The organism is Nostoc sp., from assembly GCF_036917815.1.
Taxonomy (GTDB): domain Bacteria; phylum Cyanobacteriota; class Cyanobacteriia; order Cyanobacteriales; family Nostocaceae; genus Nostoc.
The window spans coordinates 25555-48493 of record NZ_JBALEK010000039.1 but is presented as its reverse complement, the minus strand read 5'-3'; the positions used below and the strand labels follow the sequence as shown (position 1 = coordinate 48493).

Annotated in this window: 21 protein-coding genes; 6 read left to right on the top strand and 15 right to left on the bottom strand. The window is 41.2% G+C overall.

All coding sequences use genetic code 11. The features are described 5' to 3' along the window. Nucleotides 1-251: 251 nt before the first annotated feature. On the bottom strand, nt 252-1301 hold the full coding sequence (locus tag V7K97_RS10920) for an adenosine deaminase (protein WP_334800938.1): 1050 nt from the start codon (nt 1299-1301) through the stop codon (nt 252-254). 641 nt (nt 1302-1942) lie between these two features. Between V7K97_RS10920 and V7K97_RS10915 the strand changes: the two genes are divergently transcribed. Next, complete coding sequence (locus V7K97_RS10915) at nt 1943-2152, top strand: hypothetical protein (RefSeq protein WP_094352741.1); 210 nt, start codon at nt 1943-1945, stop codon at nt 2150-2152. Between the two features lie 304 nt (nt 2153-2456). Here V7K97_RS10915 and V7K97_RS10910 read toward each other — a convergent pair whose 3' ends face one another. The 3 genes from V7K97_RS10910 to V7K97_RS10900 form a co-directional block, all read right to left on the bottom strand. Then, nucleotides 2457-2768: a threonine dehydratase gene (locus V7K97_RS10910; protein ID WP_334800937.1), complete on the bottom strand. Its 312-nt coding sequence runs from the start codon at nt 2766-2768 to the stop codon at nt 2457-2459. 308 nt (nt 2769-3076) lie between these two features. Next, nucleotides 3077-4582, bottom strand: coding sequence for an NB-ARC domain-containing protein (locus tag V7K97_RS10905; protein ID WP_334800936.1), 1506 nt, complete (start codon nt 4580-4582; stop codon nt 3077-3079). Nucleotides 4583-4594: 12 nt separating this feature from the next. Then, entirely contained in the window at nt 4595-4933 is a 339-nt protein-coding gene (locus V7K97_RS10900; RefSeq protein ID WP_334800935.1) for a hypothetical protein, read from the bottom strand. A gap of 162 nt (nt 4934-5095) precedes the next feature. Between V7K97_RS10900 and V7K97_RS10895 the strand changes: the two genes are divergently transcribed. Both V7K97_RS10895 and V7K97_RS10890 read left to right on the top strand, forming a co-directional pair. Then, nucleotides 5096-5338: a helix-turn-helix domain-containing protein gene (locus V7K97_RS10895; RefSeq protein ID WP_334800934.1), complete on the top strand. Its 243-nt coding sequence runs from the start codon at nt 5096-5098 to the stop codon at nt 5336-5338. Nucleotides 5339-5389: 51 nt separating this feature from the next. Next, complete coding sequence (locus V7K97_RS10890) at nt 5390-6376, top strand: DNA-methyltransferase (protein WP_334800933.1); 987 nt, start codon at nt 5390-5392, stop codon at nt 6374-6376. Between the two features lie 120 nt (nt 6377-6496). Here the strand turns inward: V7K97_RS10890 and V7K97_RS10885 are convergent, their stop codons facing one another. After that, nucleotides 6497-7087: a restriction endonuclease gene (locus tag V7K97_RS10885; protein WP_334800932.1), complete on the bottom strand. Its 591-nt coding sequence runs from the start codon at nt 7085-7087 to the stop codon at nt 6497-6499. A gap of 221 nt (nt 7088-7308) precedes the next feature. Here V7K97_RS10885 and V7K97_RS10880 point away from each other — a divergent pair, with 221 nt between their 5' ends. Beyond that, entirely contained in the window at nt 7309-9825 is a 2517-nt protein-coding gene (locus V7K97_RS10880) for a VIT domain-containing protein (protein WP_334800931.1), read from the top strand. Between the two features lie 435 nt (nt 9826-10260). On the opposite strand, the gene V7K97_RS10875 is transcribed toward V7K97_RS10880, so the two are convergent. From V7K97_RS10875 to V7K97_RS10855, 5 genes are all read right to left on the bottom strand, one after another. Further along, a complete protein-coding gene (locus tag V7K97_RS10875; RefSeq protein ID WP_334800930.1) occupies nt 10261-12336 on the bottom strand; it encodes a vWA domain-containing protein in 2076 nt (691 codons plus the stop codon). Between the two features lie 449 nt (nt 12337-12785). Continuing rightward, nucleotides 12786-14300, bottom strand: a complete 1515-nt coding sequence (locus V7K97_RS10870; RefSeq protein WP_334800929.1) for a GH3 family domain-containing protein — start codon at nt 14298-14300, stop codon at nt 12786-12788. Beyond that, a complete protein-coding gene (locus V7K97_RS10865; RefSeq protein ID WP_334800928.1) occupies nt 14300-14908 on the bottom strand; it encodes a DapH/DapD/GlmU-related protein in 609 nt (202 codons plus the stop codon). The genes V7K97_RS10870 and V7K97_RS10865 overlap by 1 nt, the downstream gene beginning before the upstream one ends. Continuing rightward, nucleotides 14905-15657 (bottom strand): sterol desaturase family protein, encoded by a 753-nt coding sequence (locus tag V7K97_RS10860; protein WP_334800927.1) that lies wholly within the window; start codon nt 15655-15657, stop codon nt 14905-14907. Before V7K97_RS10860 ends, V7K97_RS10865 begins: the two co-directional genes overlap by 4 nt. A 352-nt stretch (nt 15658-16009) precedes the next feature. Continuing rightward, a complete protein-coding gene (locus V7K97_RS10855; protein ID WP_334800926.1) occupies nt 16010-17044 on the bottom strand; it encodes an aromatic ring-hydroxylating dioxygenase subunit alpha in 1035 nt (344 codons plus the stop codon). 128 nt (nt 17045-17172) lie between these two features. On the opposite strand from V7K97_RS10855, the gene V7K97_RS10850 reads away from it, so the two are divergent. Next, the gene (locus V7K97_RS10850; RefSeq protein WP_334800925.1) at nt 17173-17352 is read left to right on the top strand and encodes a hypothetical protein; all 180 of its coding nucleotides are present in this window, start codon (nt 17173-17175) and stop codon (nt 17350-17352) included. Nucleotides 17353-17436: 84 nt separating this feature from the next. After that, the gene (locus tag V7K97_RS10845) at nt 17437-18813 is read left to right on the top strand and encodes a PIN-like domain-containing protein (protein WP_334800924.1); all 1377 of its coding nucleotides are present in this window, start codon (nt 17437-17439) and stop codon (nt 18811-18813) included. 96 nt (nt 18814-18909) lie between these two features. Here the strand turns inward: V7K97_RS10845 and V7K97_RS10840 are convergent, their stop codons facing one another. The 5 genes from V7K97_RS10840 to V7K97_RS10820 are packed head-to-tail and all read right to left on the bottom strand — an operon-like array spanning nt 18910 to nt 22931. Beyond that, nucleotides 18910-19377: an SMI1/KNR4 family protein gene (locus tag V7K97_RS10840; RefSeq protein ID WP_334800923.1), complete on the bottom strand. Its 468-nt coding sequence runs from the start codon at nt 19375-19377 to the stop codon at nt 18910-18912. Between the two features lie 32 nt (nt 19378-19409). Next, nucleotides 19410-19694: a 2Fe-2S iron-sulfur cluster-binding protein gene (locus V7K97_RS10835; RefSeq protein ID WP_334800922.1), complete on the bottom strand. Its 285-nt coding sequence runs from the start codon at nt 19692-19694 to the stop codon at nt 19410-19412. A gap of 17 nt (nt 19695-19711) precedes the next feature. Continuing rightward, a complete protein-coding gene (locus V7K97_RS10830) occupies nt 19712-20917 on the bottom strand; it encodes a P-aminobenzoate N-oxygenase AurF (protein WP_334800921.1) in 1206 nt (401 codons plus the stop codon). Nucleotides 20918-20956: 39 nt separating this feature from the next. Continuing rightward, nucleotides 20957-21862 carry a ferritin-like domain-containing protein gene (locus V7K97_RS10825; protein WP_334800920.1) on the bottom strand — a complete coding sequence of 302 codons (906 nt, stop codon included), beginning with the start codon at nt 21860-21862 and terminating at the stop codon, nt 20957-20959. Further along, complete coding sequence (locus V7K97_RS10820; RefSeq protein ID WP_334800919.1) at nt 21846-22931, bottom strand: aromatic ring-hydroxylating dioxygenase subunit alpha; 1086 nt, start codon at nt 22929-22931, stop codon at nt 21846-21848. Before V7K97_RS10820 ends, V7K97_RS10825 begins: the two co-directional genes overlap by 17 nt. Nucleotides 22932-22939: the final 8 nt, after the last annotated feature.

The window sequence follows — 22939 nt, the reverse complement described above, 5'->3', positions numbered from 1 at the left end:
TAAATTGCTGGTTTTTTTGGACTGCACATTAGACTTCTTGCAAAATCCAAATCCTTTCTCAACGAAAAAATAACCACAAATAAACACAGATAATTCATCGGTGTTTATTTATGGTTTAATTTCTAAAACATGGACTTTTACAACATATCTATTGTGCATTACAACTTTCTCTACGGCATCAGGAAAAAGCGCGTTCTGCAACATTAATTAACATTAAATTACCTGACTTTATGCACATCTTTAAGTAGTGGTTAATTACTATCCCTTACTGCCAAAACTTTAGGTGTTTCAGGTTTGAGCAAACCGTTCAACAGGGATACGGGACGCTGACTGTAAGGCCAAGCAAAAGCATGACGGAAAGCTGCATCTTGACAAGCTTGTAGTTGTTCAAAACTAATAATGTTGTAAGTCAAGAGATTTTCATACTCAAATGGTAGACGCACATTGTGCAATCCAGCATTATCAGTACAGATAGCGATATCGACCCCAGCATCAAAACAACGGTCAAAAACTACTTTGAGTTGACGTATATCCTGCAAAGTACCAGTTTTCAGGTAAGTTGTGGGGCAAACTTCCAAACATTGTCCGCGTTTAGCGACATCATTAAGTAACTCTGGATACAGTAGGGGAATTTGGATGCCGTGACCAATCCGCATCAAATAGGGTAACAGTTCTGGGTAACAACCGGCGGTGGTTTCATATAGATGTCCCGTGGTTTTAACGCCCAGCGATCGCGCATAATCATATAAGCTAATCCATTCTTCTAAGCGATCGGCGTAATAGCTATCACCCCCCGCTACATCTACTGCACAAACATACTGCTTATTTTGCGCCGCTAAATCAACAATCGCCTTGTTCACCTCTAAGGGTAGGCGCGTGTGCATACACAGAATTTGGCTAGTAACAATGGGATATTCTGGCTGTTGGCTGGCAAGTCCTACTACTCGCACAATTTCTGCCATCTTGTCAATTCTTTCGGATTGACTCAGATGCTCAGGCGTCCGTAAATAAGGAGTGTATCGCAGTTCCAGATAAGCCAAGTTTTCAAATATGTAAGCACCCCGCACCAAGCGATAGATAAAGTAAGGTAAAGTCTCCACAGTTTGCACACTTTCTACCAGGGTGTGTAATTCTAGATACTCATCTAGGGTGTTGCGTGGGCGGGTATAAAAATCTTCAAATTCTGAATAGTCAGCAAAGCCGGAAATTAACTCTGAAGAATGTCGCTCGAAATATTGCCATAAAACTCGTGGGACGACCGAGCCGCCTAGGTGTCTATGTAATTCAGCATATAAAGCCATAGTGGTATTTTTAGGTAAAAATTTCAATAATTGTAACAAAAACATCGAAATAAAAAATCTGTCCTCGAAAGAATTTAGCTCCCCAGAAGTTGAACCTGACTTTTCACGTTATGTGGAAAAGTCCACCAAAAACCTAACCCCCTAACCCCCTTCCCTAGGAGGGAAGGGGGAAAATTCAAAGTCTCTCTCCTTAAAGGAAGAGAGAAATAGAAGTGAGGTTTTCCAGATGCTGCTGAATTGTCAGGAAGTTGAACTAGGGGATTAGGGACTGGGGATTCAGACCTAAACCAAGTTTTGTTCGCGCAGCGATGCCTCCGGCGAGCTATGCTTACGCGCGAGAAGAAAACTCTTCCTAGTCCCCAGTCCCCAGTTCAACAGAGGCTTCAGTCGAAAAGCTGCGCGAAGGATTTGGTGGCTTGGAATTAGATGGGGCTGAGAGCAACGGATAATTTTCTACCTCCTGCCTTCTTCACTAGTGTTTTAAGCATAAAGAAGGTTGACATTATCAAGATGAAATTGATACCATTAAATACTTCAATTTTTGTGTTATACTTAAATAAACATTGCTATTGTTGAGGAAGCAAAATATAGCAATATATTTTTCCTTTAACGAAGCAAATTCCTGGCAAGGTTGGTATTAATTGAAAATTCAAGCGTTGGAAGTCAAGGCTGGCGATCGCATTATTGCTTACTGCAACAACAAAATGCAAACCTGCAAGGTAAAACGCATTTTAGATCCCGGTCAAGCTAATATCACACTATCAGTCTTCACCTCTGAGAATTATCGTGGCTGCTCAGTTTCATCTATAGTCCGCTTTCAGTCGAACGCTTTAGTTGATTTGGTAAGTTAAAATTAAATCTCAAAAATCTCTGTAGCTCTTGTCCAGCCTCAAAATGGGTTTAATTTTCTTAAAGGTGCGATGTCTGGGTTGAGCTACGCCTACGCACAAACAAATCCGTCAATTGTGGCTGGATGATTTTCCACAAAAACGCCCTGACACTATACTAGTGCAGGCGACAGTAATTTATAAAATTCCGAGAGGAAAGATTGGGAGTATGATGGCGCAAAGCTTTCACCGTAGGCGATGTCTGGCGACAACCCACTTTGCGTCTACGCATCACTAAGATCACCCTCCAATTAATTGATGTCTTTTGTTAGTTCTTTTTCACATCACGAGCCATGTTGAGGTAGTAGTCGTCAATTTTGGCATTAGGACGACGGCAGTTAGTGGCAGGAATTTTAGCGGTGTTATCCCGATCCTTTTCAATTGGCTGTTTCGCCGAAGCTTGCTTTATTCCTTGCACCTGATCAGATTCCAAGAAATAACCAGACCGAGTAAATCCGAAAAGCTTGCCAAAAAAACCAAATACATTTCCGAAAAAATTAGAAACACTTTGGAATAAAACACCAAACAACCCTTCAAAACGAAGGAACAAGTTGCGAACAGTTTGAGTTAGACGAAGCATCACAGCACCTTCAATGATTGCCTATTATTATTGTGACTCAATTGCGATCGCACTAATTGATGCGATCGCAAAAATCTACCACTGGGTAGGTGTAGCCCAAACTAGGTATTGCTGTCTCCTCAAGTCCCTATACTTACATCTTAGACCTCTTGCAAAAGTCCCTAACACCCCACCCCCAGCCCCTCCCCGCCTGCGGGGAGGGGAGAATTTGACGTAAGTCAAAGGCGGGGTGGGGTTCTTTTTTTGATTTATGCAAGAAGTCTCTTGTGTTTGTCAGGATAAACCGCAAGCAAATAAGCAGATAAGGGTCATATCAAGTCTATTCCTGAGAGGATCGCTACATTACTCCCGATGTAACCCATTGCTAAAGGAGATTGACCATTTAACAACAAAAAAATCTGATTGAGGATTTGGGGAAGAGTTGCACCATAGGAACGCCAGAGCTTTTTGCCAAGTTGAGTTAAAATGCGATCGCCTGTAATATCGTCTGTACCCGGTCGTAGCAACCAATGGGTTCGCAATATCTGAAAATGACGGATATCATGACTCTGCACGACTTGATGTATCTCTTGGGCAGTCTGTTCGACTAATTCATCTGTCACTATTTTCATTACCAGGGGTTGTAATGTAAATGAGGGTTCATAGTCGCCGATCCATTTTTCTAAAAGCGATCGCCTTTCTAACGCCACAATGCCCTCTAAAACCATCGCTGGATCAACGGATATCAGCAAATGGGTTTGCAATCGAGAGAATGACACAGGTTCTTGCCAAATAGCCAACCAGTAGAGAATATCTTGCTCTAAGCCGGAAAGTTGCTCAAACTGCTGTTTGAGAATCACACGCAAGCGATCGCCTACAATTAAAGTATTCTGACTCAAAAAAGCAGCAACATTCCCGCCAAATACAGACTGAATCAATGGTGTTACAAGTTTCAGCGCCAAGGGATTGCCGCGATAAAGTTGAATTAAGGCTGATAACCCCAGTTCCTTGCCTGTAAATCCCCTTGATTGTAATAATTCTATAGACTCTGTTTTTGGCAATCCTTTGAGATTTAAACAGCGAAATGTTTTTGTATTAATTTCAACAGTGCTTATCTGTTCACGGCTGCTAATCAGAATACAACTTTGATGCCGTTCTCGACTTAATTGTTGGATAAATTGACCATAGCTGAGGTCTTCTGGCTGTGAGAAACTAGCCTCTAGTCCATCCAATACCAACAAACAGTGATGTTTTTGTAACTGCTGGATGAGTTGTGCCGTACCTTGTTGAATATTTTGGACAACGGTTTGCCCAAAGGAGTTTAGCAGACAATTCAGCAGGGAAATGAGAGATGGGGAGGTTTGCAGAGACTTCCAAATTAAACAATCAAAATTTGATTGAATGCGGTCTACTAAAGCCACAGCTAGGGCGGTTTTGCCAATACCAGCGATCCCGTTAATGGTGATTAATTTACAGTTTTGGCTGGTGATCCATTGTTCTAACTGTGTCAATTCCTGATTGCGTCCATAGAAGCTTTCAATATCAGGTGCTTCATTCCAGTCTCGGTAAGGTGTGGGGATATCTGCAAGAGATTCTAAGTCTGCGTGAGATAAATCAGCGATCGCTTCCCAGTTTCCAATCCCAACAGCTTGACAGATAGCGATGAAGATTTCTCGCTGAATGCGATCGCCTTGCCAAAATCGGCGTAAAGTAGCTCTAGAGGTATGGGCGTCTTGCCACCAACGCGCCGTGCTAGTTTTTGTCCAACCTAAACGTTGACGGGATTTGTCTACAATTGCTAGTCCTGAATCAGAGGCTTTCAGCGAGTTTGACATATATCTACAATTTTAGATCCCCGACTTCTTTAAGAAGTCGGGGATCTGGGAATGATTTTCAAACAATTCTAATAAACCAATTGTACCCACGAAAAAAGTATAAATTCCATATTGAATGGGCTGATGATTTTTCCCAGGTGCATAAAAAGCGGCAATTATTCCTTCAATTAAATGAGCCGATAATGCCAAGTGAGCAATTATCAAAACTGGATTTAAGATAACAGGTAGATGATTGTTAGTTGTTAATGCTTGAATATTCCATAATTCTAAGCCTATTGCAGTGGCGATCGCTACTATGGATATTACTTTGATGACGGAAAATAATTTTTCTTTGATATCCTTCAAACTCATGTTGTTTACCAGTACTTTTTACAAATTTTCCCAGTTTCACGAAGACACCCTGATAACTTCCGCTTAGTTAACGATTTTTATATCATAATATTTACACTTTAGGATGCAATATCGGTAAAACGGCTCGGCAGAATTAAGGCATTATCCTAGATTATACGTAGTATGACAGACTCTGCTTCTAACAACACTCCTGAGTTACTCTCTGTGGCTCAAACTGCCAAATTACTTAGTGTAACCCGTCAGCGAGTACACGACTTAATTAAAAATGGTCAGATTATAGCTCATAAACTTGGGCGTTATTACTACATAGAACCTGCTGAAGTAGAGAGATATCAGAACCAGCCTACTGGGAAACCTTATCAACCTCGTAGCACAAGTTCTCAAAGCAACTCTATTGACAACTGACAATACATTTTTGTAGACTCAAGCTATACTAACTTAGTAAAGGTTAAATTAATGCTGCCTTTTCAAATGATTGCGACTGATGTTGCAACTCAAGAAGGATTAAAACAGGTTTACAAAAGTGAGTATGGAATTCTCTATCAGGGAGATTGTTTAAAACTTTTGTCAGCATTACCTGATGAATCTGTAGATGTTATTTTTGCCGATCCACCTTTTAATCTTGGTAAAGAATATGGTGAAGGTGTCAACGATAAAATAGATACGAATCAATATTTAATCTGGTCGCAACAGTGGCTTAATGAAAGTATTCGAGTCCTGAAATCAGGTGGCAGTTTATTTGTATTTAACTTGCCAAAATGGTGTATAGAATATGGTGCATATCTGAATCAGCAAGGAATGTGTTTTCGTCATTGGATTGCTTGCAGAATGCCGAAAGCTTTTCCCAGAGGTAAAAAAATGTCTCCTGCTCACTATGGGTTACTCTATTACACTAAAGGAGAACCAGCAGTTTTCAATAAAGTTTACACCCCAATACAAGTTTGTCGCCATTGCGGTGGAGAAATTCGTGATTATGGTGGACATCGCAAAAAACTTAACCAGCAGGGTATTAACTTAATGGATGTTTGGGATGAACCGGAAGAGGTTTGGGAAGATGTTTCTGAGGCTAATTATAATGACATTTTATGGACATTGGCAGAAGAAATGTGGGTTGATATTCCACCAGTTCGGCATCGTCAACACAAAAAACGAGTTGCAAATGAACTTGCGCCAATTATGCTAGAGCGAATTATTGCAATGGCATCTAATCCAGGACAAATTGTAGTTGATCCATTTGCAGGATCTGGTACGACATTTTATGCAGCAGAAAAGTTACAACGTTACTGGATTGGTTCAGAAATTGGGGATACAGATCCAGCAGTAGAAAGATTAACTGATTTGGCTAACGGAATCATGGAAGAATGGGAATCAGCAAGAGGAAATAAGAAATCAAAGCCACGCAAAACCACTGCACTGCAACTACCAATTCCTTACTCTACGTAATAAGAGAAACTTTCAGACTATAGCGGTTCCCATTCAGATGCAGTACAACGTTACATCACGAGGTGTAGGGGCACGGCAATGCCGTGCCCCTACGGGTGTACCTCACGTAAACGATAACTGCTATAATGCACGTCCATCTGTTCCTTTAGTAAGTGTTGGTACCTTGCTATCTAGCTGATCGTGTTCAATTACGAAGATGGCCAGGAAACCTTCTTGGATCTGAACGGATCGCCAAACATCAAAGTATGGTTCTAACTCTTCGTAGTTACCAATTCTATCTGTTAGGTAAGGATAAAGTTTTCGGCTTGGAAGTACCAAAGCAGTACCTAAAAAGACACCGCGTAGTAATCCGAGAACCATCTTATTAACTGCGCGATGGCTTGAGGAAATATTGCCTGTTTCCCACTCCAGAGCAAAAAGATAATTATCTATTATTTTTGTTGCGTCCACCTTTCCTGGTGATTTGGTTGCATAGTTAATTCGAGTTTCCAGCCTCCATGTAAATCTATCTCTCAACGCAATCATGCAAGCTTCTTTTATTGGCTTGACACCGTTACCATGTCTTGTGGGATTAATTGTAAAGTTGGATGTACCCGGAGGATGAACAATAAGAGAGATAGCATCACAAATTTCAGTACGAATGATAGACCAATCCCCTGATTCTTCAAAACTCCCAACACTGATTAAAGAAACTTCTTGAACAATTTTCATACTATCTGTGGAAATGCTGCTAAAAGCGATCGCCTTGCTAAAATCGGCGTAAAGTAGGTAGGGCTATGCCGCACAAAACCATGATACGGTGGGCAATGCCCACCCTACTATATACTGACTAAACCCATCACTGAGCCAATAACTGAGCATAAAACTGAGCATATCTCCCAAAAAAACCCGCCTACGCTAGAGATAGCAAACAAAAGCGTCAGGTAAAGATTATGACTCAAACCCTAGAACAACAACCCAGTGGCTTATATCTGCAAAACTCTAACCAACAGATTGCTTTTCCCCTCAAACACACTGAAGTAAAAGCCAAAATAGATGGTAACATCTCACGGGTGGAAGTTACCCAAAGCTTTGAAAATCCTTTTACCACCACCCTAGAAGCCGTTTATATCTTCCCCTTACCCGATGAAGCTGCCGTTGATGATATGCTGATTCGTATAGGCGATCGCACCATTCAAGGCAGCATCAAAAAACGCCAAGAAGCTGTAGCCATCTACGAACAAGCCAGAAAACAAGGACAAACAGCCGGACTCCTCGAACAAGAACGAGACAATATCTTCACCCAATCCCTGGCGAACATCAAGCCAGGTGAACAAATTGATGTGATTATTCGCTACAGCGATCGCCTAAAATTTGAGGGTGGAAATTACGAATTTGTCTTCCCGATGGTTGTTGGCCCCCGTTACATTCCCGGAATCACCATCGCAGAAGATGCAGTCAGGGGTGGTTCAGCTATTGCACCTATGACTTCAAATCAAGATACTGATTTAGTTCCAGATGCTTCGCGCTTGAATGCTCCCATTTTACCGTCGGGGATGCGCTCAAGTCATGATATTAATGTCACCATCGAAATTAATGCTGGCGTTGAAATTCAGGATATCAACTCACCCTCTCACCAAATCCAAATCATCCGTGAAGGACAGTTAGTGAATGTCAAATTAGGAAGTGGAGACACCATACCCAACAAAGACCTAATTTTACGCTACCAAGTCGCCAGTAATAACATCCAAACAACCACGCTTACCCAAGCTGATGAACGGGGTGGACACTTCGCACTATACTTGATTCCCGCCCTTGAGTACCGTCCTGATGAGATAGTCGCCAAAGATATGGTGTTTCTCATCGACTCCTCCGGTTCTCAAAGTGGCGAACCACTGATGCAATGTCAAGAATTGATGCGCCGTTTTATCAATGGACTCAACCCCGATGACACCTTTAGCATTATTGATTTTTCCGATACCACACAGCAACTTTCACCCGTTCCCCTCGCCAATACTTCCCAAAATCGCTCATTAGCAATCAATTATATCAATCGGTTAAACGCTGGTGGGGGAACGGAGATGTTAGGCGGTATTCGCACCGTTTTAAACTTAAAAGCTACAAATTCGGGACGCTTGCAAAATATTGTTTTACTAACTGATGGCTATATCGGCAACGAAAACCAAATTTTAGCAGAAGTTAAACAGCGTCTCCAACCAGGAACCCGCCTTCATAGCTTTGGTGCTGGTAGTTCGGTGAATCGCTTCTTACTCAATCGGATTGCAGAATTAGGACGAGGTATTGCTCATATTATTCGCCACGATGAACCTGTAGATGAGGTGGTAGAAAAATTCTTCCGCCAAATCAATAATCCAGTCCTTGCCAATATCCAATTGCAATGGGAGGGTGATGGGGAATCTCCAATCATGTATCCGTCTACACCACCAGATTTATTTGCAGAGCAACCCTTAGTGTTATTTGGACGCAAGCCAGATGCCCATTCTGGAAAACTGCACATCACTGGCATTGCTGCGGGTGGTAGGCGTTATCAGCACAGTTTTCATCTGAATTTTCCCCAAACAGGTAATCCTGCTATTGCTCAACTTTGGGGGCGTTCTCGCATCAAAGATTTAATGAATCAAATGGTGAGTGGTGACACAAAGCAAGGTGTGGAAGCAGTGACAGATACGGCTCTGACTTATCAACTATTATCGCAATATACCGCTTTTGTTGCCGTTAGTGATGATGTCAGAGTCAATCCCAACGAGGATTATGTATCTGTGCAAGTACCTGTGGAAATACCTGAAGCTATTAGCCATGAGGGTATCTTTGGTAACGTTGCTTCTAGCGCTGCTCCTGGGGGTGGAATGTTAAGGCGCAGCCGGGAAGCGAAGAAACAATCTGCACCAGCGCCAGCATTCCCAGTATCTGCACCACCCCCACCAGCCCCAAGGTTTGCACCTGCTCCAGCAAAACCAATGCCACGGTTTGAGGAGATGGAGTCATTGGCGATGGAATTCGATATTCCAGCATCAGAGCCAGAAATTGGATTTGCAGAGGTTGATGAGTTGAGTAATCTTGAAAGTTTGTCATCAGTTTCTGAACAATTGATGCCACAGTTTGAAGAGATGAGCGTAGATGATCGGTTGCAAGATTTCAAAGCCTTACAGAAAGAAGAATCTTCTGTCCCTCATTTACAGATTGTGAGCGTAACGGGATTGGATCAGCAGATGATTTCTTTGCTGACTCAATACTTGCAAGCAATTCAACTCCCTAGGGGTTTCGGTGGTGATTTGGTGTTTGAATTCCAGGTTAAGCAGGGACGGGTAAAACAGTTAATGCTTGATGAACAGGCTTCATCTCTGAAAGAACAGACAGTGATTGAATTAATTAAGCGATCGCTTTTAGCTTGGCTACCTTCCCAAACCCTCACCAGTACTGTGCTGTTAACACTTCGGATTCAAGCGTAAGGGACTGACAACAAATAAATTATCCAATCTTGTGGAGTGGGCAACATGAGTGCCTTTGGCTGTGGGCGGGTGAGACACCCACCCCACAAGAAATAGTTGAGTATTTTTTTTGGTGTGGGTTGTAACGTAAAATGGGTTAACTTTTGCAAGTCGATGCAACAAAGATGCAAGTCGATGGAACAAAGGTGCAAAGCAATGCAACAAAGATGCAAGGCAATGTAACAAAGGTGCAAAGCAATGCAACAAAGGTGCTAGTCAAGTGATATCATGTCCGCTTGATTGCTTATTAAACCCGAAGAACCCCACCCCGCCAAAGCTATGCTTTGTCTCCCCTCCCCGCAAGCTCTTAGGGGTTGGGGGTGGGGTGTAATGACTGTGGTTAGCATAACTAATTATGCGGACATGATATGAATTGTGTGATCAATGTCATACTCCCTACTCTCTACTCCCTGTTTTCGCAATCAATCCTCTAGATTGCTCTACTAAGCGAATAAACTCACCGCGATAGCCTTCCCGATCTTCTCCTTTCCCTTGAGTTGCCAAATTCATCACCAAATCATAATTAGCATTCCCCTTATACTCAGAGTCACGCAGCAGCATCCCAAAAGTTGCCACCGCAGCAGCAAATCTCAGGTTTGTAGAGGGTATTTGGTCGGTTCTCAAATCATCATCTTGGATGGTTTGGGTAATTAGTTGACTGGTGCTATCTTGGGGCAATTTATAGCGTAGTTTAACCTGCATCAACTCATTGCCGCCAGGATTCACGGCAGTTTCACCAGAACGCTGATACCGCAAGGGGTCTACCTCCGGCAGTTTCACATCGCTCTTTGTGCCAGTGGGAATTATTTCATAAAGCGCGGTGACAGAATGACCAGCCCCAATATCTCCTGCATCTTTCTTATCGTCATTAAAATCCTGGTTTTGCAACAGGCGGTTTTCGTAGCCAATCAAGCGATATGCCTGGACTTTCGCCGGATTAAATTCTACCTGAATTTTCACATCCTTGGCGATCGTAAATAGAGTTCCCCTGAGATCATTAACTAAAACTTTTTTGGCTTCCAATAGGGTATCGATGTAAGCGTAGTTGCCATTACCCTGATCAGCCAATTGCTCCATTTTCCCGTCCTTATAATTGCCGGTGCCAAATCCCAGCACCGTTAGAAAGATTCCCTGATCTCGCTTCTGTTCAATTAATCGCGTCAGGTCGGCATCACTGGAAACCCCGACGTTAAAATCTCCATCGGTAGCTAAAATTACTCTATTATTACCAGATTTGAGGAAGTTTTGTTTGGCTATCTTGTAAGCCAGTTCAATGCCCTGTCCACCAGCTGTGGAGCCTCCAGCTTCCAAGCGGTCAATGGCCGCCAGAATTTTTGATTTCTGACTACCAGGAGTAGCAGGTAACACCAATCCAGCATTCCCCGCGTAGACTACCAAACTTACCCGGTCTTCAGGACGCAGTTTATTTACCAGCAACTTGAGAGACTGTTGCACCAAGGGTAATTTGTTGGGGTCATCCATAGAACCGGAGACATCAATCAGAAATACTAAGTTGCTGGGTGGTAAGGTTTCGCTTTCGAGGCGTTTACCTTGCAAACCCACCTGTACTAGTTTATGTTGAGGATTCCAAGGAGCAGCAGCAACTTCAGTGGTGACGGAAAAAGGGCGATCGCTCTGCCCTGAGTCGCCTTTTGGTTGGGGATAATTATAGGTAAAATAATTAATCATTTCCTCAATTCGCACTGCATCCTTGGGTGGTAATTCACCTTGAGTAATAAACCGTCGCACGTTGCTGTAGGATGCTGTATCGACATCAATAGAAAAGGTGGAAAGGGGGTCATTACTGACGCGATGAAAGGGATTATCGTCAATTCGGTTGTAGTTTTCTGTATTGAATTTGCTATCTGTTTGAGCTTGGGGGGCAAACCTTCCAACACTACCACCATCTCGGAATTTAGGACTTACGGGACGGCTAGCAAGTTGATCCACAGATGAGCCAGACGAAATACTAGGAAGTGGGGCTATCAGTGTGGATAAGGGTTGAGTTTTTCGGTTCGCCTCGGCTTGAGTACGTTCTCTGGTATTTTGATTAGGAGCTTCCAATTCATCTATGGGACTTCTTAAGCTTGCTAACTCTGGTGCAAATTCTGACTGCAAGCGTTGCAGGGTTTTTATATCTGCTTGGGTAACAATCTTGGGGTCAGTCGCTATTAGCTCATTGCTCCGATTCACACAGGCATTTAAGACTGCGGCAAACTCAGTCCGGGTTACAGGAAGAGTGCCAAAGTTTTGGACGGGGACGACACAACTATACTGTTGTACTAATGCCTGGAGTGCTTGGTAGTCAGGGTGATTGGGTAGAATAGAGGTTGAACTGGGAGGAGTCTGATTGGTTGGAACCGCAACGGTAGCAGACTGACGTAAAATTGCAATTCCTGCTGACGGTATCAATAACAACAATGTTGCAATACTGACTCGCTGCCACATTTTGGACGGAATCGGGTAAGACATGGCTAAATCCTCATATTAAATTTGTGTATCAGAATTCAAGTGAAACGGTATAACAGCACTGGGAATTCAGTACTGTTTATCTAGAATAGTCTTGAGCAAGCTGGAATTTGCTCACCGTTGCAGTTTTGGTAACTGTAGCGAATTTGCAATGATATCATGTCCGCATAATTAGTTATGCTAAGGGACTTCCAAATAAAAAAATACTCAAAAAACTGGCGAAAAAACTCTCTTCTCCTTATTCCTCTGTGTTCTCTGTGTCTCTGTGGTTCGTTTATTTGGATAATTTATTTCTTGGAAGTCCCTAACCACAGTCAATACACCCCACCCCCAGCCCCTAAGAGCTTGCGGGGAGGGGAGACAAAGCATTGCTTTGGCGGGGGTGGGGTTCTTCGGGTTTAATAAGCAATCAAGCGGACATGATATGACTGTAAATATTGTTGTCCATCTAGTTATTTCTGGGCAATTTCCAACTTCAATTCTTGTAAAAGTTCAGTGCTAATGGGTGATGTTGCCAGAATTGGATGCTTAATACCTCCCCAAACACTTCCAGCGCAGATACGATGGGAAACTAAGACTTCAGGAATTTGATTAGAGATTAAAACCTGTGGTGGTGCAAGTTGACCGAGCGATCGCGCTATCTTGTAATGATATGATCCTGATAAAGCCTGATCCAGTTGTTGAGCGATAATTTCTGGCGTTTCTTTTGCCGAATCTAGTAATAAAATATAATGTGGAGGATCGGCAATGGGCATCAAACTTTTAAAATTAGTTCCTTGCAAGTTCAACAGAGTCAGAGCATTATTTACAAAGGTTTCTTGCAACTTTTCGCCCACCAAATCGCTAATAGCTTGATGTCGTCCGAGAAACTCCAAACAGGGAGTCTGGCGATAGTAATGAGTTACCCGGATGCGATCGCCTATTCGATAACGATACAATCCGCCTTTCTGGGATAAAATAATCGTGTATTCCTTGCCAATGTTGAGTTCATGTAAACCAGACAGGGAACCAGTATCATCCTCGAACTCAAAAAATACTTCATCGAGAACCGGCACACATCCCCCAGCGACAATCAACGGAATCGTTATTGGGGCTTCGGTTGCTAGTAGTCCTTTACCTTGAATTAATACGCCTGGAAATTGCGATTTTAATCCCTGAGCTTGATCTGCTGCATTGGCGCTATCCCAGCAAGAAATCAGCTTCAAATTTGGCCAGAGTTCCATCCAGGGAATATTATTTTTGCTGAGAAGTTGCAAGCGATGATGTGAAATCCGGTTTTGTAATTCTGCTTGCAATAAATCTTGATTCTCTTGAATATATTTTAAATGTACTTGTAGAAAACTAGGACTCCAAATAGAAATAGTTTCTAATTTTTCAGCCTCTAATAATGCCAAAGCCAGTTGATGTTTAAACAAATTCGCGTCATGCAGCCGATTAAGTTTATTTGGCATCACCAACCAAGGACGCAAAAACCAACGCAACCAGCCATCTAAATAATCTAGATCATCCTGTAAAGTTGGGCTATCAGCTACATTTAATTGCGGCGAGATACAAGCATAAATCTTACCTGTGGAAAATTTCGGGCCATTTACAATTAAATCATGCGCCCATACACAAAACATCTGATTAAACGATCGCCGCAAAGATTGAGTATAAGGAATCCATTTCACCGCCCCACTACTACCAGAGGTTTTTTCATAGAACAAAATGGGTTCGGGAGTGAGGGAAATTTGCTGAGGTTTTTGATTTAAGTAGGGTTCGAGTGTATCATAATCTACTATTGGTACACGCTGCCAATCCTTTACAGAATGAATTCCCAAAGTTTTACCATACTCACTCTTGATTAGGCGATCGCAAATTTCCTTCTGTACAGATGTCTGCATTAACTCTGGGTTATCCAAAGCTTGATGAAATCGCCTCGCCGTTGGTGCGAGGATTTGCCCAAAAAGCTGAATAATCGGACGCATTATTGCACCTTTTGATTAGGATAAAGGTTGCTGACTGCTGGTAAATAAGAACCATCACCAATGACTACACCAGCAGCAAGATTAGATCCAGCCCCCACAAAAACATTGCTGCCAATCTTGACTTTTTTGACATACAACATTAAATTTTGCTTACGGGGTTTAATGATGTGAGAATAGATACCGACACGATGCCCGATAACGACGCGATCGCCAATTTCTAACAAACTGCGATCGGCAATTTCTAAACTTGGTGTCCAATAAACATCTCGCCCTACTTTAGCACCCCACAATCGCAACCAACAAGAAAACACCCCCGGAATCAGTCGCAACACTGCTTCTAACGCCGGAATTGCAATATAAATTACCTGAATTTGATGACTACCCCACCAGGGACTATATTCTTTACCTTGTAGATAACTAATACCCTCCCGCAGAGGATAAACCCATTCATGCAAGCGGTAAACTAGCACTGGTAGCCCATAAATAGAAAGCAACACCGCCATAATGCTGAAGATGTTGGGTGAATAGGCAAGGTAGACTATTGCTGCCCCAGTTAGCAATAATACAATGGTGGGAAAAAACAAAAGAATTTTACTTATAACTGTCATGGAAATGGAAATAAAAGTTTTTGGAGCAAGTTTAATGATAGAGGAATTCCGATTATAGATGGCAATTTTTCGCTTTCATAATATGTTCCATGTAACTTATCCCAAATTTTCAGATTAGCCCCATAGTTATAATTGTGGACTTCACGGCAATGATGCCAAGCATGATCCTGTGGTAAGATTAACCAAGGAGATAAAAATTGATAAAGCCAGCTATTTTCAGGAATTATTAAGCGGCTATGTCGCCATAAATCTAAGGCAGAAGTTAGACTTACTCCAAGTAAATAACCTGTTGGATCGGCTAACAGATATAAAAACAAAGTGTGTATCCATAAATAAATAATTAACAAACTCGTCCAAAGTGTGTTACGAGAAGTTCCCAATACATCCATCTGAGTAACAGTATGATGGACTTGATGAACCTTCCACAATAATTTAGTATGTAATAAACGATGATTCCAATAATATAAATAATCAACCACAATAAAACTGATAATAAAAGCCGGAATTAATGATAGTTGAAAATATCCTTTTTGAGTGGGTAGTAAGTTTTTATAAAGCCAATAAACTAAAGTTGCTTGTAGTAAGGGAATCAAAATTCCTTGAATCGTTAATCCTGTACCATCTAGCAACCAATCTTCATGACTTTTAACTTTGAGTTGAGTTCGTCCAATTTGATTGGTAATAGTCCAACCAACTAATCCAATAAAAGAGCCAAAAATTAGTATTTGTGAAAAGTTTTGTATTCCCACTTTTGATTGCTCACACTGATTTTAAACATGGGTTTTACCCCACCCTAACCCTCCCCTTATAAAGCAGGGCTGATTCATTCCCCAAAAGACCTTAATTTACAAGCGTATCAGTCAAAAAAATCAGGTTTTTAAACACTCTAATTGGGTCAAAAACCAGGCGATCGCACTTAAATTTACCGATTGAAACAGTAATTTTTCGATTACCAACTCACTAAATTTTCTGGTTGATACTCTTGACAAAATTCTGATCTGAACGAATGAAACAGCCCTGCCTTATAAAGGGGAGGGAACTGGATTTTCCGATATCCCCCCTTTACAAGGGGGGATTAAGGGGGGTAATTACAAATTATTCTTAAACCCAAAATGTAACTTTTACTGATTGATTTGGCAATAAACGCGGATCTTCTCCACGAGATATGGCTGCCATAATTGACTCTACAAATATATGAATTGTGTCCGCAGACGTATTATAAAATTGTGTCCCGTATTTAGCGATCGCTTCCCCTTGAATACCCAAGATTTCCACGTCTTGGCGGATAATGTGTTGAGCAGTCCACCGCACAAAGGGACGTGCTAACTTATTCCAAATACCATAGTTGTAGGTGACATCGGTGTAAACCAGAGTTGAATTATCAGTTTCTGGAATAGATTGACTGGTAATGAACAAATGGCGATTATGTGCCATCTTATACTCTACAGAGGTAATATTTGGCATATAAAAGCGATCGCTATGTTTAATCTCTGCACTCTGCAAATTTAGAAAACGGCTGTACCATCCCAAATTACTGTTTTCGTTGCGATACTCCACCAAAACCGAACCATTCTGGCGTTCAATAGTCATCTCTAACTTTTGTTGGCGAGAAGTACGGAAAACACCAGGATGAACAAAAGCCGTATGGGGAATATCAATAAAGTTCTCCGCACAATTAGTAACATTGTTAGAAAAATGGTTAATTACCCGCACCGTCTCCCATCCTGTTTCTCCGTAGTGAGGCATAGAAAAGGGTTCAAAATTAAGACTTGGGGCAACACTTGGGCTATCGGCTAACCGCACATAAACATAGCCATCCTGTTCTTTGGTAGCGTAACACTTGGCTCGACGCTGTGGCGAAGGTTTGAAGTCATCTCCTTCGGCTGGAACAGCAATCACGTTTCCAACCCCGTCATATACCCAACCATGATAGGGACATTGTAAAGCACCGTTACAGATTTTACCTGATGATAGACGGCTATTGCGGTGTAAACAGCGATCGCGCAAAGCTACGGCTTGTCCATCTTCACCGCGAAATATCGCTAACCATTCTCCTAAAACGGTGCGTGATAATACCTTGTTAGGTTGTAACTGTTCGCTGAGTGCGACAATGTACCAGAAATCTGCAAATTGCATGGTGGGTAGGAGCGATCGTATTTAAATTATGGCAATGTCTTGGGTAGAACTGCATTGCTGTACCTATCGAATTGCAAAAGAGCTAATTTACAATTAAAAATGAGATAACCTCAGATGGGAAAACGAGCATGACATTACAACAACTGCAAAAGCAGGTATTAGAGTTACCAATTAGCGATCGCTGGACATTAGTGCAGGTGCTTTTGGAGTCGCTACAGCAAGAAACTAGTTCTGAATTGAAAAAGGGTAACTTATCCCGACTACGAGGAATTGCAAAAGGTACAGAAATATCAAGCCAAGTAATTTAATCACCTTCCAATGAATATTCAGTTGGAAAAGTTTCATTTTTTACATTATAATCATACTAAAATTCTTAATTTAATCCCCTGTATATGAGAAACTTATTTTCCTGGAGACTTCGCCCATCTGAGGCTGATTTTTCAAAGCTGTGGGAAAATGCCACTTTTGTCTTTGATACAAATTTTCTCCTTGATTTATATCGGGTATCGCGTCCTACTGTAGAGGATTTTCTAAAAATATTGGAAAAGCTTCAAAATAGAATTTGGCTGCCTTATCAAGTAGCCGACGAGTTTTTGACAAGGCGAGAAGAAATCATTGACTCGGAGGCAGCATCTTTTAAGAAAGCTCTTTCAGCACTAGAAAAATGGAAATCTGAACAAAATAAATTTAACAGTCTTCGAGGTAAACTTAACGAAGCAGGAAGGATTGTAGCTGCTGAAGTGGACTCTTTATTTGATATGCAGAAAAACTATCTTGATGCAGTGGATGAGGTCGAGAGGGTTTTTCGAGAAAAGATAAATGAGCTTGCCAATGCTCATTTTCCATTTGATGCAGACAATGACAGTATTTTGGAAAGTATTCTCTCAATATTTGAGTCAAAAGTGGGAGAACCCTACGATGAGCAAACTTTACAGAGCTTGTATAAAGAAGCCGAAGATAGATACAAAAAATTACAACCTCCTGGCTTTGGGGATGTTAAAGACAAGGGAGATGAACGGAAGTATGGAGACTTCATTCTTTGGAAACAAATATTAACTTTTGCACAGAGAGGGTCTGTACCCATTGTTTTTGTGACAGGGGAGAAAAAAGGAGACTGGTGGATAAAAAACAATGGAGAGATCGTTTCTCCGCATATAGAACTAAGACGCGAATTTCAGGAATATGTGAAACAGCCATTTTGGATATATCGAACTCAACGGTTTTTGGAAATGGCTAAAGATAAATTGATGGTTGAGATTAATCCAAGATCAATTGAAGAAACAAATGCAATTGCCGATGCTGACTTGATTGATGAACAAAATGATAAGGTTATTGAGCAAGCAATTGGACAGACACTAATATCTAATTCAGATGCGCTAAAAGAACTTGCAGGGTTACAAATTAATTATTCAGATATGCAGAAAGCAATTGGACTGAGCCTGAACCCTAATTCAGCTGTACTAAAAGAACTTGCAAGGTTACAAATTAATTATTCAGATATGCATAAAGCAATTGGACAGACACTAACACTAATACCTAATTCAGATGCGCTAAAAAAACTTGCAGGGTTACAAATTAATTATTCAGATATGCAGAAAGCAATTGGACTGAGCCTGAACCCTAATTTATTAATGCAAAAAGCAATCGAACAGACACTAATACCTAATTCAAATGCGCTAAAAGAACTTGCACGGCTACAAATGGCTAATTCGGCTGCCACGCTAAAAGCACTTAAACAGATACGAATACCTGAAGAGAAAAGCGAGTAGGTTGAGTTGACGCTATGAAAACCAACATTCCTCAAAACTGACAAGCGCAATAGTGGGTATAGAAAAAGCTGATTTTCCATTTGATGTGCTAAATATCTAACTCGCTAGAGACATTGAAGATTTTAAATAAAGGTCTATTTCCACCGCTAGAAAATCACTAAAGGTATCATGACTTTTGACAAAATAAGACTCTTCCTGTCCTTCGCAATATGAGTAAGTTGGTGGATTATCACCTTCTGAAAGCCTGAAAAAGCTAAACTGATAACCCTGGTGCATGAAAAATACAAAAGCATCCTCTGGCAAAGCTTCAGGAAAATCATTTTCTACCAAAAGTTGTTTAGCCCATTCTTGAATTTGCGGTAGATGCTGGTAAAAGCAATCTGAACCACGCAAAAACTTACCAGCACCATGCCCCATAATCTTGAGAAAGTCTTTGTAATTACTGGGCAAAATAATACCTTGTTGTTCAAATTGAATTATTTCCAAATCTGAACATGGCGGAAGCTGATTTTCGTTAAAAATAAGCTTAAGTGGTTCGGGTAAATTGCGAATTGACAAATCCATACTTGTTCTTTTAGTTTTTTTTAAATCACCATCTAAATCTTACGAATTTCAAGATTACCTGTAACATCAACCTGACACGCTAACCGCGCATGAGAATGATTAGCTGCTAAAGTTTCCAGCATTTCCTGTTCATCAGGTTGAGGTGGAGGAATATCACCAATAACCTCAACCAAACAAGTGCCACAAATACCAGTTCGACAACCAAATAAAACAGGTGAATTCTGAATCGTGAGATGTTCAGACAAACTTTGATGACATTTCAGAGTGATAGTAACAAAATCACTTCCCGGAAACGATATCTTACACAAATCAGCCATAACAAAAACACTGTTACCTAAACAACACTCTCCCATTCTTCTTTGCGCCTTTCCGCCTTTGCGTGAGATATAAACAAATCCTCTTGGTGTTCAAAACCTTGAAAAGCCCTTTTTTGAGTTGCCAAATATCGAGAAATTGAATTAGTAGCCATCAGTGACATATCACGATTACGTTGCCAAAGATAATCGAGTTTTTCAACATACACCTGATAAGATTTCATCGCTTCCTGATGAGTTGAAAAACTGTGCTGCAATCCTTCCGATTCCTCCGTAAAACAACGCCGCATCATTTCTTTAGCATCCCTATCACTCATCTGAAAAATGGGCGATCGCAACACCCGATAAATCTTGCCATAGAGCGCCGGATCGTACCAAAAAATCCCGTTTATCGCCGCCGAAAAATGATAATGATCGCGCTGACATCCCAGCAATCCTAAATTAGCCACCAGTCGCTCAAATGCAGTCGGTGGCTTAAGACAAGTGATAACATCGTGAGATATAATAGTCGAACTATTGAAGTGAAAACTTTCATCCATGAAGTGATAATAGGAGACTTTAGCAGGAATGGGAGCAGCTTCAGGATGGGGATGTTTTTGATAATAATTGCTGAGTTTGTGCTGTACTAACTTGCCGTTTAGTGTCCGTACTCCCCGGACAGTGAAATACTGACAAGCCAAAAAAGTATTATTCGCAGAAATTAGCCCAAAGTACTGAAGTTGAATTTTTTTCCACCAAGTTTTTAGAGCATTGGTGTCAGCATAAACCATCGTTTCTGTAAAGGGGCTACGCATGGGGTAGGTAAAGAGAAGTTCCCCAAATAACGCTTGTTCAACCTGTTTGGCAATTGTGCGGAAGGCGTTAATGTGCGATCGCTCTTGGGCGGATTCCAAATCTAAGGTATCGCAGATTAAGCGAAAATCTTCTTGAGCGTAAAGTCCGGCTGCACTGGTTTGATTGAAAAAGATAGTTGCAATTTCAGCAGAAACAATTTGTGAGTAGTAAGCTACCCAGTAAAGCTGGTTTAAAATTATACGCTGATGTTGGCTTGACTCTTCCCATAGAGGTGTACCGTATAGCAGGGAAAATTCCTCTGGGTTCCAATACTCGTTTTGGCAATCTTCATAGCGAAAATTGGTAACTGCTTCATCCATTAAAGCAGTATGATCTTGCTGTTTGTTGCGCGTGTGGTTAATTTGTAATTTGCGATGAATAGTTTTTTCCATATCCGTTTTTATTTCACGCAGAGATAAGATTGATATTTATTACACACATTGATGGGCGGGGAGGGGTTCAAAGGCTCCGCGTTCTTCTAAGGTTTGCAGGATAGACTGGGCTGATTTTCCTCCCATGAGCGATCGCAATATTTGTAATCGGGTTCCGCTATGAGTCTCTGTATCTAGTTCTTCTAAGATTTGGATTTTTTGCGATCGCGTCAGATGTCCTTTCACCTGTTCAACTGCTGTTAGTAGACTTTGTGGCCCCACCTGTACCATAAACAAAAACTGTGCCAATACATCAAGAATTGTTGTTTGACTAAATGCTGAAACAGTAATTTGATTAAACAAGGTGGTTCCCGTGGCGTGATGACGAGATTCAGATTGTAAAAAGCTGGAAAAAAGTTCTGCTAAAACTGGATAGCGACATTCCTTCGCTAAACGCCGATAATGGGTTAAACCCCATCCTTCTAAAACGACTTGCAGCACAAACAACAAAACTGTTTTATCTGCACTTTCAACCACTTCTGATAGTAAGCGCACAAACGGATCGTCCGTGCTATTTACTTCCATTTCTGGTAAAAAATGGCTAATTTGGTGAAGGTGGGTAGCTTCATCAGCCGTAAACAGTCCATAAAGCATTCGTTCTTCAACTGTTTCTGCTAACAGTACCATTTTTGCCATGTAGCCAACGCCTGCTTTCTCAATAACATAAGATTCTTCTAACAGACTGCGGTTGGCAAGTTCTAGAATAGCAGATTGTTCATTAATATTAGATTCTTGAAAAACTTTAACTTGATGTAAGTTGAAAAAATCAGCATCCCAATAATTTGATTGTGGGTAAGGAGCATAATTATTTTGATTGGGTAATGCTGCTGTTAATATACGTCGCAAACGATCATGAGAATCAGTGTGCGGTAGATCCAAACCGACAATATTATATTTTAAATCCATTTTTTTCCTGTTCAATTAATGTGAATTCAGGGTTAGGTGTTGATAGAGTTTGAATATTTGGATAATTAACAGTGTCCCAAGTTCCCCAGGTTAAGGCTTTCTGGTGATTAACGTGCTGAATAAATTTCAGAATAGATTCATCTGCTTTGGTGGGAGTCTTCAAATCAAACTGAATTGTTTTAAATACCTGTGTATCTCCTTTTGCGAAGTAATTACCAACTTGTTGAGTTAACCATAACAAACCACGATTTAAAACCCATCCCCAAAATCTCGGACGCTTGGGAGTGACAAGAATTGTTTGCCCTTCTGTTTTACCACCTTCGATCATTCGCAGTGTAAATAGAATGTAAAAGTGCAGAAAATCCGGGCCTAGCGTTACAGTACCAGTGCTGCCATACCAGTAACACATACTATAAGTAACTTCGTTGCGATATAGAGGACGAATCAGGCGAATTAACCAGGAATCATCCCCTCCCCGTGTAGTGTTGCTGAAGCTAATAGCGTTGGGGTTGAGGTCTTGAGAATTAAATACAATCTCTAAGGGCAGATTGTGTACTGTATTGAAATGGTGAGCATCAATTGCGTTAATTAGTAAGACATTGGGATGGCAGTTTTTGACAAAGCGAGTCCCCAATATATAATCACAGTCTGCCTGTTCTAATTCTGGTACAAAGGGCAGTGAATTTGGCTTTTCTTCTCCCACCCAAACCCAAATCATGCCATACTTTTCCGCAGTGTGCCAAGTCTTAATACACACAGGTAGCGGTTTTCCCAGAGAAGGAACATCTACACAAATTCCGCGACTGTCATACTTCCAATTATGAAAAAAGCAGCGAATTCCATCACCTTCTACCTTACCTTCTGCTAAATGAGCGCCCATGTGTGGGCAATAAGCATCCACCACCACCACTTCACCACTAACTCCCCGATAAATTGCCAAATTTCTACCCAGCAAGGTTACAGCTTTCACCTTGCTAAATTTTAATTTTCTCGATGGTAATGCCCAGTACCATCCCTCCACAAATTGCGTTGGATTGTTAAAGTTTGAGTGTGGGCTGGTAGAATGCATAAAATATC

Coding starts and splice junctions, on each gene's coding strand:
- V7K97_RS10920 (WP_334800938.1), bottom strand. CDS start 1,301: ATGGCTTTATATGCTGAATTACATAGACACCTAGGCGGCTCGGTCGTC.
- V7K97_RS10910 (WP_334800937.1), bottom strand. CDS start 2,768: ATGCTTCGTCTAACTCAAACTGTTCGCAACTTGTTCCTTCGTTTTGAA.
- V7K97_RS10905 (WP_334800936.1), bottom strand. CDS start 4,582: ATGTCAAACTCGCTGAAAGCCTCTGATTCAGGACTAGCAATTGTAGAC.
- V7K97_RS10900 (WP_334800935.1), bottom strand. CDS start 4,933: ATGAGTTTGAAGGATATCAAAGAAAAATTATTTTCCGTCATCAAAGTA.
- V7K97_RS10895 (WP_334800934.1), top strand. CDS start 5,096: ATGACAGACTCTGCTTCTAACAACACTCCTGAGTTACTCTCTGTGGCT.
- V7K97_RS10890 (WP_334800933.1), top strand. CDS start 5,390: ATGCTGCCTTTTCAAATGATTGCGACTGATGTTGCAACTCAAGAAGGA.
- V7K97_RS10885 (WP_334800932.1), bottom strand. CDS start 7,087: ATGAAAATTGTTCAAGAAGTTTCTTTAATCAGTGTTGGGAGTTTTGAA.
- V7K97_RS10880 (WP_334800931.1), top strand. CDS start 7,309: ATGACTCAAACCCTAGAACAACAACCCAGTGGCTTATATCTGCAAAAC.
- V7K97_RS10875 (WP_334800930.1), bottom strand. CDS start 12,336: ATGTCTTACCCGATTCCGTCCAAAATGTGGCAGCGAGTCAGTATTGCA.
- V7K97_RS10870 (WP_334800929.1), bottom strand. CDS start 14,300: ATGCGTCCGATTATTCAGCTTTTTGGGCAAATCCTCGCACCAACGGCG.
- V7K97_RS10865 (WP_334800928.1), bottom strand. CDS start 14,908: ATGACAGTTATAAGTAAAATTCTTTTGTTTTTTCCCACCATTGTATTA.
- V7K97_RS10855 (WP_334800926.1), bottom strand. CDS start 17,044: ATGCAATTTGCAGATTTCTGGTACATTGTCGCACTCAGCGAACAGTTA.
- V7K97_RS10850 (WP_334800925.1), top strand. CDS start 17,173: ATGACATTACAACAACTGCAAAAGCAGGTATTAGAGTTACCAATTAGC.
- V7K97_RS10845 (WP_334800924.1), top strand. CDS start 17,437: ATGAGAAACTTATTTTCCTGGAGACTTCGCCCATCTGAGGCTGATTTT.
- V7K97_RS10840 (WP_334800923.1), bottom strand. CDS start 19,377: ATGGATTTGTCAATTCGCAATTTACCCGAACCACTTAAGCTTATTTTT.
- V7K97_RS10835 (WP_334800922.1), bottom strand. CDS start 19,694: ATGGCTGATTTGTGTAAGATATCGTTTCCGGGAAGTGATTTTGTTACT.
- V7K97_RS10830 (WP_334800921.1), bottom strand. CDS start 20,917: ATGGAAAAAACTATTCATCGCAAATTACAAATTAACCACACGCGCAAC.
- V7K97_RS10825 (WP_334800920.1), bottom strand. CDS start 21,862: ATGGATTTAAAATATAATATTGTCGGTTTGGATCTACCGCACACTGAT.
- V7K97_RS10820 (WP_334800919.1), bottom strand. CDS start 22,931: ATGCATTCTACCAGCCCACACTCAAACTTTAACAATCCAACGCAATTT.